The sequence below is a fragment of the Bacillus sp. NEAU-Y102 genome (genome assembly GCF_054788175.1).
In genome coordinates, this window is the sequence record NZ_JBTWFK010000024.1 from 2,501 (window position 1) to 17,645 (window position 15,145).

The following is a 15,145-nucleotide window of genomic DNA, read 5'->3' on the forward strand; positions in this document are numbered from 1 at the left end:
ACGCAAATCATGAGATACATTTGTGATAAGCTCATTTTTCTGCTTTTCTAATTTACGTTCCTTTTCTATATTATTCATAAGCTCTTCCGCCATATTATTAATATTCTCAGTTAAAGACGCAATCTCATCTTCACCTTTTTTCTCAATGCGGTACGCTAAGTTACCTCTTTCTATTTCCTTTACACCTTGTGCCATTGCTTCAATCTGCTTCATCTTTCTCTTTGTTATATAGAAGAAAGAGAAAATGAATACAAGAACACCCATTAAAAACGGGAATGGTCCTTCTACTTTATAGTACACTACCTCCCCTTGAGGAATCCCACTTACAAACATATATAAGTTCTTACCTTCAATTGTAATAGGCGAGAATGTAATAAACTCTTTTCTTGATCTTTCAATATCATTATTATTTGAATAATTGATAGCAAATGAAGTCGCATTACGAATTGTATTATGCAAATTAATTTGTTCTTCTTGCGCTTGCTTCGTTTTATACAAAACTTTACCATTTTCGTCAGTAACTAATATTTTAAAGGCATCATGCCCTTGCTCTAAATTCTCATTTTCTAGCTCTATCATGTTTTGTACAGCATCTAATTTATTTTCAACAACCATCATTTCCGCTGTACTTTGAGCTTTACGATTAATTTGCTCCATACCATCTCTGTAATTAATCTCGGCATGTTGGCTAGCATCTTCAAAAATAGGTGCTACTATCTTCGTTGATACAAAGAGACCTAATAACGCACAAGCAGTAAACGCCGTAATAAGTTGAATCCTTATACTCCGTTTCACGCTCTTTATTATCTTTTCAATTAATTCTCGAATTTTCCGAACATAAGTAAACGGATTAAATATCTTTTTCAATCTTATATCCCACTCCCCATACCGTTTTTATATATCTAGGTTTCCTTGGATTCTCCTCAATCTTTTCACGCACTTTTCGAATATGCACCATTACAGTATTATCAGACTGGAAAGATCGTTCGTTCCACACCTTTTCATAAATTTGCTCCGCACTAAACACCATACCTGGATTTCTAGTTAGCAATTCTAAAATTGAAAATTCCCTCGGAGTTAGTTTCACTTCTTCTCCCTCTACAATAACTTTATGGGTCGAGATGTTGATTTTCATCTCTCCAATTTCTAACTCGTCCTCATTTTGGACAGCGAAACCATTCATTTTCATATAACGGCGTAACTGAGATTTAATTCGTGCAATTAACTCTAATGGATTAAAGGGCTTCGTTACGTAATCATCTGCTCCTGTTGTTAATCCTAAAATCTTATCCATATCTTGCGTTTTGGCAGAAAGCATAATAATAGGCATCTCTTTCGCTTCCCTTACTTTCATACACATATGAATACCATCCACTTTCGGCATCATAATATCTAATACGACTAGATGTACTTCATTTTCTTCTAGTAAACGTAATCCTTCTTCCCCGTCTCCTGCTTGCAATACTTTATATCCTTCATTCTTTAAATAGATTGTAATTAAATTTCGAATTTCTTTTTCATCATCTACGACAAGTATTGTTTCGTGTGCCACAATATCTCCCCCATCACTTTTTTAATCCCTAACTTTTATTATAGGAAAACTTCTGAAGAAAAACGCTCGGAAATCCTTAAGATTTTCTGAAGACGCAAAAAAGGTCTAGACTCCCCTTAAGTCTAGACCTTTTAAAAAACCCCTTTTATCCCGCATTAACGGGCAGTAAGACTCCCACTTCAAAAACTGCCCAAATCAACGATGTTACGCGGCAGATCAACTGCCCTTAAAAGCCCGATTGGTTCAACTAATAATCAGGGTGGGGTTTCCCCCACTCTGATTAAAGTTTCACTTTATTTACGAACGTAGATGAAATATAGTACAAATAAAACTCCCATAACATACATAATCGGATGAACCTCTTTACGACGACCACTCACAACCATTGTAATTGGATAGAAGATAAATCCAATCGCAATCCCAGTTGCGATACTATACGTAAGTGGCATAGAGATAATTGTAAAGAATGCTGGCACTGCAATCTCGAATTTCTTCCAATCAATTTCCCCTAAGGAAGAAACCATCAAGATTCCTACAATAATTAAAGCTGGTGCCGTTACAGCTGGCGTTACAACACTTAGTAATGGCGAGAAGAATAATGCCAGTAAGAAGAATCCTGCTGTTACAACTGCTGTAAATCCAGAACGTCCTCCTGCTGCTACCCCTGCAGAAGACTCAATGTAAGACGTTGTTGTTGATGTACCCAAGATTGCACCAATTACAGTTGCAATCGCATCTGCAAATAATGCTTTTCCTGCACGTGGTAATTTATTGTTCTTCATTAATCCAGCTTGATTCGCAACCGCTACAAGCGTACCTGCTGTATCAAAGAAATCGATAAAGAAGAACGTTATAATAACAATACCCATTTGAACAGTGAAAATATCTCCAAAGTGCGTTAACGCAGCACCGAACGTTGGTTCTAGGCTCGGTATTGCTCCCACTACAGCTTTCGGAGTATCAATTAATCCTGTTGCTACTCCTAAGATCGCTGTAAGAATCATACCGTAAAATACTGCACCATTAACTTTCTTAATCATAAAGATGATTGTAGTAACAACCCCGAAGATCGCTAGTAACGTTGTGCCCTTTGTTAAGTCCCCCAACCCAACAAGAACAGCATCATTTTTCACAATAATTCCGGCATTTTGGAATCCAAGGAAAGCAATGAATAATCCAATACCTGCCGCTACTGCAAACTTTAACTCTGATGGAATTGCATTAATAATTTTTTCACGAATACCTGAAGCTGTAAGAATAATAAAGATAATACCTGACATTAATGTTCCAGCAATTGCTGTTTGCCAAGGAATACCCATCGTTAACACTGCTGTATAAGCAAAGAACGCGTTAATTCCCATACCTGGCGCTAAAGCAATTGGATACTTCGCAAAAATACCCATAATTAACGAACCAATCGCTGCCGCTAATGCCGTAGCAACGAATACTGCACCTGGATCCATCCCTGTACCTGCTGGTAACCCTTTAACATTTCCAAGCGACAGCGTAGCAGGATTGACAAACAGTACGTAAGCCATAGATAGAAATGTCGTTAACCCTGCTATGAACTCAGTCTTATAATTCGTACCGAGCTCATCAAACTGAAAATAGCGTTTCATCTTACGTTTCCCCCGTTATATGATTACTCGCCGTATTTCTCCTAGCCCTCTTTTATCCCGAGAAATAAAAAAGGCTTCCATTGCATATATACATGGAAGCGTTCTATAAACAAAGACAAGTTTCCCCTCGTCTTTATACAAACGCCTCGTAGTCAAGCCATTTACGGTAGCTAGGTAGAAACTTTCGGGCCATATCCCCGATATTATACGACGGCATAATATTCACTTTTCGTTTGAATTACATACTCATATTAACTCGCATAGGCACTTTTGTCAATTTAAAAACGAACATTTTTATAAACTTTTATACTTTCGTTCGTATTAATGGTAAAAACAAAAAGATCCATCTATTCATGAATGATAGATGGATCTTTTTTATTACAATACTATTCCCACTCAATAGTTGCTGGTGGCTTACTCGTTACATCATACACGATACGGTTAACGTGTTTTACTTCGTTTACGATACGAACAGAGATTTTCTCTAATACGTCCCAAGGGATACGTGCCCAGTCAGCTGTCATACCGTCGATAGATGTTACCGCGCGGATACCTACTGTGTAATCGTAAGTACGCTCGTCACCCATAACACCTACGCTACGCATGCCAGGAAGCGCAGTGAAGTATTGCCAGATTTCGCGGTCTAATCCTGCTTTAATAATTTCTTCACGTAAAATCGCATCAGATTCACGAACGATTTCTAATTTCTCTTCTGTGATTTCACCTAATACACGAATACCAAGACCAGGACCTGGGAATGGTTGACGCCATACGATTTCATCAGGAATTCCTAGTTCAGATCCTAATACACGTACTTCATCTTTAAATAACGTATTTAAAGGCTCAATTAATTTGAACTGCATGTCTTCTGGAAGTCCACCAACGTTATGGTGAGATTTAATTGTTTGTGCAGTTGCTGTACCACTTTCAACGATGTCTGTGTAAAGTGTACCTTGTGCTAAGAAGTCCATACCTTGTAATTTAGAAGCTTCATCATCAAATACGTAAATGAATTCATTACCAATGATTTTACGTTTTTGTTCTGGATCTTCTACACCTTTTAACTTGTTCATGAAACGTTCTTGTGCATCCACTTTAATAACGTTCATGTGGAAGCCTTCGCTGAATGTTTTCATAACGCCTTCCGCTTCACCTTTACGAAGTAAACCATGGTCAACGAAAATACATGTTAATTGATCGCCGATTGCTTTATGAATTAATACTGCTACAACAGAAGAGTCTACACCGCCGCTAAGTGCGCATAGTACTTTTTTGTCTCCAACAGTTTCACGAATTTTCTCTAGTTCTACTTCGATAAAGTTCTCCATGTTCCATCCTTCAGAACAACCACATACACCGAATACGAAGTTTTTAATTAAATCGTTACCGTGCTCAGAGTGACGTACTTCTGGGTGGAATTGTACACCGTATAAGTTTTTCTCTTCATTGCTCATACCAGCAATTGGACAAGACTCACTTGTTGCGTCTACTACAAATCCTTCAGGTAAACCAGTTACTAAGTCGCCATGGCTCATCCATACAACTTGCTCTTCTGGAAGGTTCGCATATAATTTTGATTCGTTCTCTACTTTAAGAACAGCTTTTCCGTACTCACGGTGGTTGGCACGCTCTACTTTACCACCGAAGTGTTGTGTCATAAGCTGCATACCGTAACAGATACCGAAAATCGGTAATCCTAGTTCGAAGATTTTTTCATCACAATGTAATGCACCTTCACCGTATACGCTATTTGGTCCACCAGAGAAAATAATCCCTTTTGGATTCATTGCTTTAATTTCTTCTGCAGTAATTGTATGTGGATGAAGTTCACTGTATACACCGAACTCACGAATTCGACGTGCTATTAACTGATTGTATTGACTTCCAAAATCTAAAACGATAATTGTATCGTGTTGCTTCTTCAAAATAATCACCCCAACGTTAGTTCTCGTATATAAATATTTTCACCAATTTGGCGAAAAGCATTACTAATATAATAAAAAAAGCCAGTCCTCCGCCTCTAGTCTCATAACAAAGAAAAGGCAGGGGTCTGGCTTTATAAAGAAAGATAGTCTCCGCTCTTTATAAATATAAGACACACTGCCTTCATAGTCAGGTTGTTTACGGTAACCCGGTAGAGACTCTCAAACCATATCATTGAGGATATATGAAGGATCGTTTTATATTATCTTCCTAGATTCTAACAATGAAGTATCTATATGGTCAAGAGAGAAAGCGACAAAATTCTACAGAAATTCATTTCCTTTTCTAAAAAACATAAAAAAACATCCATTTCTATATAGAAATGGATGTTTTTTAGGGCAAACGGAATTACATCATTCCGCCCATACCGCCCATGCCCATGCCGCCCATGTCAGGCATTGCTGGTGCATTTGGTTCTGGCTTGTCAGCTACTACAGCTTCAGTTGTTAAGAACATAGCTGCAACAGATGCTGCGTTTTGAAGTGCAGAACGAGTTACTTTAGCTGGATCTACGATACCAGACTCAAGCATGTTAACCCATTCGCCAGTAGCTGCGTTGAAACCAACGCCTACTTTTTCGCCTTTTAGACGCTCTACAACTACAGATCCTTCTAGACCAGCGTTGATTGCGATTTGACGAACTGGCTCTTCTAGTGCGCGAAGTACGATGTTGATACCTGTTGCTTCGTCGCCTTCAGCTACGATAGAAGCTACTTTCGTGTATACGTTCATAAGTGAAGTACCACCACCTGCAACGATACCTTCTTCTACTGCTGCACGAGTTGAGTTAAGTGCATCTTCAATGCGAAGTTTGCGCTCTTTTAACTCAGTTTCAGTTGCTGCACCTACTTTAATTACCGCTACGCCACCTGCTAGTTTAGCAAGACGCTCTTGTAATTTTTCACGATCGAATTCAGAAGTTGTTTCTTCTAATTGCGCACGGATTTGACCGATACGAGCTGCGATTTGCTCTGTATTTCCAATACCTTCAACTACAGTTGTGTTTTCTTTTGTAACAACAACTTTACCAGCGCGTCCTAAAGATTCAACTGTAGCAGATTTTAAGTCACGACCTAATTCTTCAGTGATTACTTCGCCACCAGTTAAGATTGCGATATCTTCTAGCATTGCTTTACGACGGTCACCAAATCCAGGAGCTTTAACAGCTACTACGTTGAATGTACCACGAAGTTTGTTCACTACTAATGTAGCTAAAGCTTCGCCTTCTACATCTTCAGCAATGATAAGAAGTGGTTTACCTTGTTGTACCACTTGCTCTAATACTGGTAAGATTTCTTGGATGTTAGAAATCTTTTTGTCAGTAATTAAGATGTATGGGTTATCAAGAACTGCTTCCATTTTGTCAGAATCAGTAATCATGTAAGGAGATGCATATCCACGATCAAATTGCATACCTTCTACTACGTCTAATTCTGTTGTGAATCCTTTAGACTCTTCTAAAGTAATAACGCCATCGTTACCAACGCGCTCCATTGCTTCAGCGATTAATTGACCTACTTCTTCGTCAGCTGCAGAAATAGCAGCTACTTGTGCGATAGAAGATTTGCCTTCGATTGGTTTAGAAATCGTTTTTAATTCTTCAATTGCAGCAGTAACAGCTTTTTCGATACCTTTACGAAGACCCATTGGGTTAGCACCAGCTGTTACGTTTTTAAGACCTTCACGAATCATAGCTTGCGCTAATACAGTTGCAGTTGTTGTTCCGTCACCAGCTACATCATTTGTTTTGCTAGCAACTTCTGCTACTAATTTCGCACCCATGTTTTCGAATGCATCTTCTAATTCGATTTCTTTTGCGATTGTTACACCATCATTTGTAATAAGTGGTGAACCGAATTTTTTCTCAAGTACAACGTTACGACCTTTTGGTCCAAGCGTTACTTTTACTGCGTTTGCAAGAGTGTCGACACCGCGAAGCATCGAACGACGTGCTTCTTCACTAAATTTAATATCTTTTGCCATAATAATTGACCCCCTTGGATTTTTTTAAGATTTATATAATTAACCGATAACTGCTAAAATGTCACTTTCACGTAAAATCAAGTAGTCTGTACCTTCATATTTCACTTCAGTACCTGCATATTTTGAGAAGATGATAAGATCACCTGCTGCTACCTCTAAAGCAACACGCTCACCATTTTCAAGCACTCGACCAGTACCTACTGCAACAACTTTACCCTCTTGTGGTTTTTCTTTTGCAGTATCTGGTAATACAATACCACTTGCTGTTTTTTCTTCTGCTTGAACAAGCTCAATTACAACGCGATCACCTAATGGCTTTAGCATGAACAATAACCTCCTCATTTTGTTATGTAAATTTTATTTATTAGCACTCAAGTCACCCGAGTGCTAACACACTTATAATAATAAATAATCTCAATTTCTTTTGCAAGTAAAAAAATCATAATTTTTTCGCAAATTACTATATAAACTTTCTATATAGAATACTGCCTTTACTATATGAATCGTTGTTTCCCCTACTCGTATGTTACAATATGAAAGACACCCTAAGTTGTTTTCGCTAAACGTACAACTTTTTCCTGTCTCCTACTTTAATTTAAAATACGTATTTACAAAAAAATCATAATTCGAATGAAAGTTTATATCGTAGATAACATATTTACATGTTATCCTACCTCATCTCATACACTAGAGTTAGAAAGGATGGTTAAACCATTTGAAGAAACAATACTGGTGGATTATCGTTACATACATTTTAATGCAATTATCTGGCGCTGTTGGATTACCACTTCTCCTAAAAACAGGACTCTATGATAATAGAGGATTTACCATTGAGGAAAAAGGACAAATCATAATGGGACACTGGGCAATTATTAGCTTCTTTGTTGCATTATGTATCGTACTTTGGTTACTTAGAACAGATATTCGCGACAGACATTTAGATGCAACGCGCTCTTCTGTTCCAGCTACAATTGGGTGGATTTTCATCGGATTATTCTTAGCTTTCTTTTCACAAATAGTTGCCGGTATGATCGAGATGCAGCTACTAGGAATTAAACAAGGTTCAGAAAATACAATGAAACTGATGGAAATTGCACGAACTACTCCTTGGTTCCTTATTGTTGTATCTATAATCGGACCTATCTTAGAAGAAATCGTATTTAGAAAAATTCTATTCGGTGCACTTTATAAGAAGTTCAACTTCTTTATTGCAGCTATCATTAGTTCACTTGTATTCGCAGCAATTCATTTTGATTTTACTCACTTATTGGTATACACTGCTATGGGGCTCGTATTCGCCTTCTTATATGTGAAGACGAAGCGCATTATCGTTCCTATTGCAGCTCATGTTGCGATGAATACATTAGTCGCTATTGGGCAAATTTTTATGAGCAATGAGCAAATTCAAGAAATGATTAAAGAAGCTGAAAAAATGCAAGGATTTATCGGAGGATTTTTTGTATGAGAAACTCACCATTGTTCATGGCCGCATTATACTTCCTTCTTGGATGTATCTTTACACGCTTCGCCATTACGAACGTGACAGATACAATCTGGAATGTGTGGACAATACTATTTGCAGTTATGGCAACAATTGATTTTAATTTGGCACTTCGCCTTATATTAGTTAAATTCACAAAGAAGAAACAATAATAAAACGCAGAGGTCGCTTCCTCTGCGTTTTATTGTGGATAGTTTTTCAAAAAGTAAACTAATGTTTGTAACTCTACAGCTAAATCAATATGATGAATTCTAATATTCTCTGATACGTTTAATCGTGCTGGTGTGAAATTCAAAATACCGTGCACGCTCGTTTCAGCTAATCTATCTGCTACAGCTTGTGCTACTGTAGCCGGTACTGTTAATATTGCCACTTGTATATCATTTGATAATCTCTCTTCTAATTCATCTAAATGATATACAGGAATGCCCCCGATTTCTGTTCCAACTTTCTCTTCACTAACATCAAATGCCATTTCAATTTTTGTATTATTGTTTTTCGTGAAATTATAATGTAAGAAAGCGGTCCCTAAATTACCTACTCCAATAAGTGCTACACGCGTTATATCATCTTGATCAAGTGTTTCGCGGAAAAATGATAATAAATAATTTACGTTATATCCATATCCCTTTTTCCCTAATGCTCCAAAATACGAAAAATCTCTTCGTATTGTTGCGGAATCTACTTTTACCGCTTCACTCAATTCGGCCGATGAAACACGCTGCTTACCAGAAAGAGATAAGTTTTGGATAAATCGATAGTATAGAGGCAATCTTTTAGCAGTGGCTTGTGGAATCTTTTGCTGATCCATATGACCTCTCCTCTCTTCCTATCTTTATTCATATACTTTAATCAAATACAGAAGTTTAGCACTCATTAAATTCCTTGTATAATAAAGAGAAGAAGTATTCTCTCTTTATTTTAAACTATACACTATTTTTAGTATGATTGAGAAATATAAACATGGCAAAGTTAAGAAATTATTTGAGGTGAGAACATTGATTTTATTACAAGTAAATGGACTTTCGAAATTATACGGTGCAGAAACAATTCTTGCAAACATAAAATTGGAAGTACAAACAAAAGATCGTATCGCATTAGTTGGAAGGAATGGAGCTGGAAAATCTACATTATTAAAAATTATCGCTGGTGAGTTATCACATGATGGTGGCGAAATTATAAAACCGAAAGATGTCTCAATCGGGTATTTAGCTCAAAATACTGGCCTAGAAACGTCTTTAACAATTTGGGATGAAATGCTAACCGTCTTTACCCACTTACAGCAAATGGAGACAAAACTTCGAAAGCTTGAGCAAGAAATGGGAAAAGAAGAAAACTTTTCAAACGAAGCTATATATGAAAGATTGTTAGCTGATTATGACCAATTGCAACTCAATTATAAAGATCAAGGTGGATATCAATACGAAGCGGATATTCGCTCCATTTTAAGCGGCCTTGGCTTCCCAGTTGAAACACACCAGACGACGATCTCTACTTTAAGTGGCGGGCAAAAAACAAGATTAGCTCTCGGGAAATTATTATTAACAAAACCAGACTTACTTATTTTGGACGAGCCTACAAACCATTTAGACATTGAAACATTAACATGGCTTGAGCAATATTTACAAGGTTATCCTGGCGCAATATTAATCGTTTCCCATGACCGTTATTTCTTAGACAAACTCGTTACACAAGTATATGAAATTTCGAATAAAGAAAGCAGACGATTTGTTGGTAACTACAGTAAATATTTAGACTTAAAATCAGCATTATATGATCAAGAAATGAAACGTTACGAAAAACAACAAGATGAAATCGCAAAACTTGAGGACTTCGTTCAAAAGAATATAGCTCGCGCTTCTACAACGAAACGTGCTCAAAGTCGCCGTAAACAACTGGACAGAATGGAATTATTAACGAGACCATTAGGGGATTCTAAGTCAGCATCATTCCACTTCGATATTGAAAAGCAAAGTGGAAATGATGTTTTACAAGTAAAAGATGCAACCATCGGCTATGAGGAGGACCCTATAATTGAACACGTAACTATGCGCTTAACTCGCGGAGATAGTGTTGCCTTAGTTGGTCCAAACGGAATTGGGAAATCCACATTATTAAAATCTATTGTGAATAAGTTACCACTATTAAATGGTAATGTTTCTTTCGGATCAAATGTATCTGTTGGCTATTATGATCAAGAACAAGCAAACTTAACATCTTCTAAACGGGTTTTAAATGAACTATGGGATGAATATCCACTGCAACCTGAAAAAGAAATCCGTACTATACTCGGGAATTTTTTATTCACAGGAGATGATGTACTGAAACCAGTATCTTCCCTTAGTGGTGGACAAAAAGCTCGATTAGCTCTTGCGAAACTTATGATGCAAAAGTCAAATTTATTAATTCTGGATGAGCCTACGAACCACCTTGATTTAAATAGTAAAGAGATTTTAGAGAATGCTTTAATTGATTATCCAGGGACTCTTCTATTTGTCTCACATGACCGCTACTTTATTAACCGTGTAACAACGACTGTGGTTGAGTTATCAACAGAAGGCGCACAGGAATATTTAGGTGATTACGATTACTATGTGGAGAAGAAAAATGAAATGATTGAACGGGCAGCATTTGAACAACTTGAACAGCAAGAAAATCAGGCACCTGTTCAAAAAACTGTAGCTCAAGAAAAATTAAATTATCTCGAAGAAAAAGAGCGTAAACAATTAGAACGTCAACGCACTCGAAAAATTGAAGAGCTAGAACAAAATATCGTAAACTTAGAAGAAGAAATTGCTACGTTAGAAGATCAACTTTGCTTACCAGAAATATATGCAGATTATGAAAAAGCTAGTGAAATTACAACTAAAAAACAAACGCTACAAGAACAGCTTGAAACTTGTATGGCAGAGTGGGAAGAGCTGCATGTATAAGAGTATTTAAATAAGGAAGATGTCTCATCAGTCATGATTTTTGACTATGCGACATCTTTTTTCTTTAAGTACATAAATAATTTTTTGGATATATCAATGGTAACTGGGAATATATCAACGATTTTTCAAATATATCTATCGTAACCCTATATACATAAACGATTCGACACGAAATATCGATTTACCGACAAGGATTGACAATATCAGCACCCTCTATAATGGAGGGATATTAAAAAATGTTTTTCGGGGATATCTTCTTGCTTTTTATTTCCCGAAAAACAATACACTCAAAGGTCAGACTTCATCTAGTTTATCCACAAGTTTATACACATATCCACCTTTATAAAATAACTATTAAACCAACTTTTCCACATTACCCACAGCCAACGAAAAAGTTACCAACACTTTATATACACAATAAAACCCACATTATCAACAGATAACATGGGTTTTATCCACAAGCTGTGGTTAATTATGTGCATAACTATGCTTCAATATCTAATCCTGGATTCGCATTTAAGGCTAATGTTGCACGCTTGCCTTGTTCATACGCAATTGTCCCTGCCGCTGCAATCATTGCTGCATTATCTGTGCATAAAGATAGCGGTGGAATAATTAGTTCAATGTTTTCTTTTTTTGCAAATTCTTCTTCTAATCGGGCACGAAGTCCTTTATTAGCAGCTACTCCACCAGCAAGAAGTAATTGCTTTACATTATAAGCTGCTGCTGCACGAGCTGCTTTCGTTACAAGTACATCTATTACACTTTCTTGGAAACTTGCCGCTAAATCTTCTGGTTTAATTTCTATACCACGTTGTTTCGCGTTATGCACAGTGTTGATAACTGCTGATTTCAATCCACTAAAGCTAAAATCATATGAATCCGGTTCTAGCCATGCACGAGGCAAATCAATTGTTGGTTCTCCTTCATGTGCAAGGCGATCAATATGAGGACCACCTGGATATGGCATAGATAACGTACGAGCTACTTTATCATATGCTTCTCCAGCTGCATCATCTCGCGTTTCACCAATTACTTCAAATGAACCATGTTCTTTCATATAAACAAGTTCTGTATGCCCACCAGATACAACAAGTGATAATAGCGGGAATTGCACTTCTTTTACTAAACGGTTCGCATAAATATGACCAGCAATATGATGAACACCGACTAGCGGAATATCATGTGCAAAAGCTACTGCCTTCGCTGCATTTACCCCAATTAGAAGTGCTCCTACTAAACCAGGCCCTTCTGTTACAGCGATTGCATCAATATCATCAAATGTTATGTTTGCTTCTTTTAAAGCTTCTTCTAACACAACTGTAATTTCTTCTACATGATGACGGGATGCAATCTCTGGTACAACGCCGCCAAAACGTTTATGACTTTCAATTTGTGATGCAACGACATTCGCAATAATTTCCGTCCCATTTTTAACAACCGCTACCGCTGTTTCATCACAGCTCGTTTCAATCCCAAGTATAATCGTATTTTTTTCCATTATATATTCACCCACATTACAAGACCATCTTCCTGATTGTCTGCATAGTATCGTTTACGAATTCCACCATTTTGAAATCCATATTTTTTGTATAACTGCTTTGCTACTTCATTTGATACACGTACTTCAAGCGTCATTGTTTTTACCCCTAGTTCTTTCGCTTCTGAAATAACTGCTTTCAATAAGGCATCTCCTAACTTTTGACCTCGGTATTCTGGCAAAATAGCTATATTTGTTATATGTGATTCATCAATAATTATCCACAATCCACAATACCCGATTACACGACCATCTTTTTCTAACACAATATAATGTGCATGTTCATTCATCGTTAATTCACGGTGAAAAGCATCTGCAGTCCAAGGAGTTGAAAAAGATACTTCTTCAATAGCTACAATTTGAGCAATATCATCAAGTTCCATCTTTCTAAATATCATATCCATCTTCTGCAAGGCTCCTACTTGTTTTGACTTTCTAACCACTTTGTTTCAGCTTCAGCTAAACGAAGATAGCTCGGAACAAACGTATGCACATCATGTTCTTCTTTTTGTAATCCTAAAAATGCTAGCTCACTTGGTCTTGGATTATTTTTAGTAAAAGGAGCGAATACAGCTTGATCACCTAAATATTCTATAATTGTTTCTTTATGCAATTTAACATCATTACCGATAAATAAAACAGGCTGTCCTTTATCTTTTAACATTTGCAACCAGTCTACAATAAGAATAATTCGGTCTTCTTCTATTGAAGTTAACTGCTCTCCTTCGTATGTATATAATCCAGTATAGATTTGCCCACGCCTTCCATCAAATAAAGGACAAATTAATCCATTAAAGTTAGCACCGTTTGCAGCTACTACCTCTAAACTTGATACACCTACAATTGGTATTTGAAGTGACCAAGCTAATGTTTTTGCCGCTGTCACGCCTATGCGAACACCTGTATATGATCCAGGTCCAGCAGCTACAACGATTTTAGTTAATTCCTTCGGTTTTACACCACATTCTTTTAACAGTTGCTCTACAGCTGGCATAAGACGTACAGAATGGTTTTTCGTCAAATTTGTAATGATTTCCCCAATCACGTTTCCTTCCTCAATAAGGGATACACCCATTACGTAATTTGAAGTATCAATTGCTAGTACTTTCATCTTGTAATAGCTCCTCACATAATCTAATATAGCGATTTCCAATTGGCTCGAGTATAATTTTTCTTGTGTCATCTCCCGCATGGAATAAACTAATTTGTAACTTTTCATTCGGTAAATATGCTTCTATTAAATGAGCCCATTCCACTACCGTAATTCCTTCACCGTAGAAATACTCATCAAAGCCTAAGTCCTCTTCGCTTTCTGCTAAGCGATACACGTCCATATGATATAGCGGTAATCTTCCTTTATATTCTTTAATAATATTAAAGGTAGGACTATTTACAACTCTTTTCACTCCAAGACCTTTTGCTAGTCCCTTTGTAAAAGTCGTCTTACCAGCTCCAAGATCTCCTTCTAAAATAATTACATCTTGTGCCTCTACGAGTTCACCTAGTTTTTCTGATAATCTTTGTGTTTCCTCAGAAGATTTTGTTGTTACTTCATATTTACTCACAGACTTCACCTACTTTACTCACAATGTTCTCTGCTCTTTATTATACAGGTTTTGAATATATAAAAAAGTCCTTAGGAGTTGTCCTAAGGATAGTTTGACTGTCTTTATTAGTTTTTTGTTAAAACAAATAAAAAAATACGAAACAACTTGTTTCGTTCTTTTCTTTATATAAAATGGCGGTCCCGACCGGGGTCGAACCGGCGATCTCCTGCGTGACAGGCAGGCATGTTAACCACTACACCACGGGACCATTTGGTTGCGGGGACAGGATTTGAACCTGCGACCTTCGGGTTATGAGCCCGACGAGCTACCGTACTGCTCCACCCCGCGATGATATAAATAGCTTGGCGACGTCCTACTCTCACAGGGACAAGGTCCCAACTACCATCGGCGCTAGAGAGCTTAACTTCCGTGTTCGGTATGGGAACGGGTGTGACCTCTCTGCCATCATCACCAAACTATTGAAGGC

General features: G+C 37.2%; 14 protein-coding genes, 2 tRNA genes, 1 rRNA gene and 2 riboswitches (1 of these 19 only partly in view). Of the genes, 3 read left to right on the top strand and 14 right to left on the bottom strand.

Annotated features, from left to right (window positions below; all coding sequences use genetic code 11):
• The 6 genes from ACYFX0_RS30500 to groES all read right to left on the bottom strand — a co-directional run.
• Positions 1–867, bottom strand: partial view of a sensor histidine kinase gene (locus tag ACYFX0_RS30500; RefSeq protein WP_000719237.1) — the 5' portion only. Its footprint begins 639 nt before the window's first position; the window shows 867 of its 1,506 coding nt (coding positions 1–867); the start codon lies at positions 865–867; its stop codon lies off the left edge, out of view.
• On the bottom strand, positions 851–1,552 hold the full coding sequence (locus tag ACYFX0_RS30505; protein ID WP_000929886.1) for a response regulator transcription factor: 702 nt from the start codon (positions 1,550–1,552) through the stop codon (positions 851–853). Before ACYFX0_RS30505 ends, ACYFX0_RS30500 begins: the two co-directional genes overlap by 17 nt.
• A gap of 293 nt (positions 1,553–1,845) precedes the next feature.
• On the bottom strand, positions 1,846–3,171 hold the full coding sequence (locus ACYFX0_RS30510; RefSeq protein ID WP_000833094.1) for an NCS2 family permease: 1,326 nt from the start codon (positions 3,169–3,171) through the stop codon (positions 1,846–1,848).
• 129 nt (positions 3,172–3,300) lie between these two features.
• Positions 3,301–3,402: riboswitch (purine riboswitch) on the bottom strand.
• A 155-nt stretch (positions 3,403–3,557) separates the two neighbouring features.
• A complete protein-coding gene (gene guaA, locus ACYFX0_RS30515) occupies positions 3,558–5,096 on the bottom strand; it encodes a glutamine-hydrolyzing GMP synthase (protein WP_000743914.1) in 1,539 nt (512 codons plus the stop codon).
• Between the two features lie 164 nt (positions 5,097–5,260).
• Positions 5,261–5,362: riboswitch (purine riboswitch) on the bottom strand.
• 140 nt (positions 5,363–5,502) lie between these two features.
• Positions 5,503–7,137 carry a chaperonin GroEL gene (groL, locus tag ACYFX0_RS30520; protein WP_001029992.1) on the bottom strand — a complete coding sequence of 545 codons (1,635 nt, stop codon included), beginning with the start codon at positions 7,135–7,137 and terminating at the stop codon, positions 5,503–5,505.
• 39 nt (positions 7,138–7,176) lie between these two features.
• Positions 7,177–7,461, bottom strand: a complete 285-nt coding sequence (groES, locus tag ACYFX0_RS30525; RefSeq protein WP_000917311.1) for a co-chaperone GroES — start codon at positions 7,459–7,461, stop codon at positions 7,177–7,179.
• A 391-nt stretch (positions 7,462–7,852) separates the two neighbouring features.
• Between groES and ACYFX0_RS30530 the strand changes: the two genes are divergently transcribed.
• Both ACYFX0_RS30530 and ACYFX0_RS30535 read left to right on the top strand, forming a co-directional pair.
• Complete coding sequence (locus tag ACYFX0_RS30530) at positions 7,853–8,602, top strand: CPBP family intramembrane glutamic endopeptidase (protein WP_000745315.1); 750 nt, start codon at positions 7,853–7,855, stop codon at positions 8,600–8,602.
• Positions 8,599–8,790 (top strand): YdiK family protein, encoded by a 192-nt coding sequence (locus ACYFX0_RS30535; protein WP_001246204.1) that lies wholly within the window; start codon positions 8,599–8,601, stop codon positions 8,788–8,790. The genes ACYFX0_RS30530 and ACYFX0_RS30535 overlap by 4 nt, the downstream gene beginning before the upstream one ends.
• A 29-nt stretch (positions 8,791–8,819) precedes the next feature.
• Here ACYFX0_RS30535 and ACYFX0_RS30540 read toward each other — a convergent pair whose 3' ends face one another.
• On the bottom strand, positions 8,820–9,449 hold the full coding sequence (locus ACYFX0_RS30540) for a redox-sensing transcriptional repressor Rex (RefSeq protein WP_000372699.1): 630 nt from the start codon (positions 9,447–9,449) through the stop codon (positions 8,820–8,822).
• A gap of 187 nt (positions 9,450–9,636) precedes the next feature.
• Between ACYFX0_RS30540 and ACYFX0_RS30545 the strand changes: the two genes are divergently transcribed.
• Positions 9,637–11,571, top strand: coding sequence for an ABC-F family ATP-binding cassette domain-containing protein (locus tag ACYFX0_RS30545; RefSeq protein ID WP_217896205.1), 1,935 nt, complete (start codon positions 9,637–9,639; stop codon positions 11,569–11,571).
• 484 nt (positions 11,572–12,055) lie between these two features.
• Here the strand turns inward: ACYFX0_RS30545 and tsaD are convergent, their stop codons facing one another.
• The 7 genes from tsaD to rrf all read right to left on the bottom strand — a co-directional run bounded on the left by tsaD (position 12,056) and on the right by rrf (position 15,134).
• Positions 12,056–13,072 (bottom strand): tRNA (adenosine(37)-N6)-threonylcarbamoyltransferase complex transferase subunit TsaD, encoded by a 1,017-nt coding sequence (gene tsaD / locus ACYFX0_RS30550; protein WP_000414591.1) that lies wholly within the window; start codon positions 13,070–13,072, stop codon positions 12,056–12,058.
• Positions 13,072–13,515: a ribosomal protein S18-alanine N-acetyltransferase gene (gene rimI, locus ACYFX0_RS30555; protein WP_000367207.1), complete on the bottom strand. Its 444-nt coding sequence runs from the start codon at positions 13,513–13,515 to the stop codon at positions 13,072–13,074. The genes tsaD and rimI overlap by 1 nt, the downstream gene beginning before the upstream one ends.
• A 14-nt stretch (positions 13,516–13,529) precedes the next feature.
• Complete coding sequence (gene tsaB, locus ACYFX0_RS30560) at positions 13,530–14,222, bottom strand: tRNA (adenosine(37)-N6)-threonylcarbamoyltransferase complex dimerization subunit type 1 TsaB (RefSeq protein ID WP_000865772.1); 693 nt, start codon at positions 14,220–14,222, stop codon at positions 13,530–13,532.
• The gene (gene tsaE, locus ACYFX0_RS30565) at positions 14,203–14,676 is read right to left on the bottom strand and encodes a tRNA (adenosine(37)-N6)-threonylcarbamoyltransferase complex ATPase subunit type 1 TsaE (protein ID WP_000049643.1); all 474 of its coding nucleotides are present in this window, start codon (positions 14,674–14,676) and stop codon (positions 14,203–14,205) included. Before tsaE ends, tsaB begins: the two co-directional genes overlap by 20 nt.
• A gap of 174 nt (positions 14,677–14,850) precedes the next feature.
• Positions 14,851–14,926: transfer RNA gene (locus ACYFX0_RS30570), tRNA-Asp, on the bottom strand.
• 3 nt (positions 14,927–14,929) lie between these two features.
• A tRNA-Met gene (locus ACYFX0_RS30575) sits at positions 14,930–15,006 on the bottom strand.
• Between the two features lie 12 nt (positions 15,007–15,018).
• Positions 15,019–15,134, bottom strand: a 5S ribosomal RNA gene (gene rrf / locus ACYFX0_RS30580).
• Between the last annotated feature and the right edge of the window lie 11 nt (positions 15,135–15,145).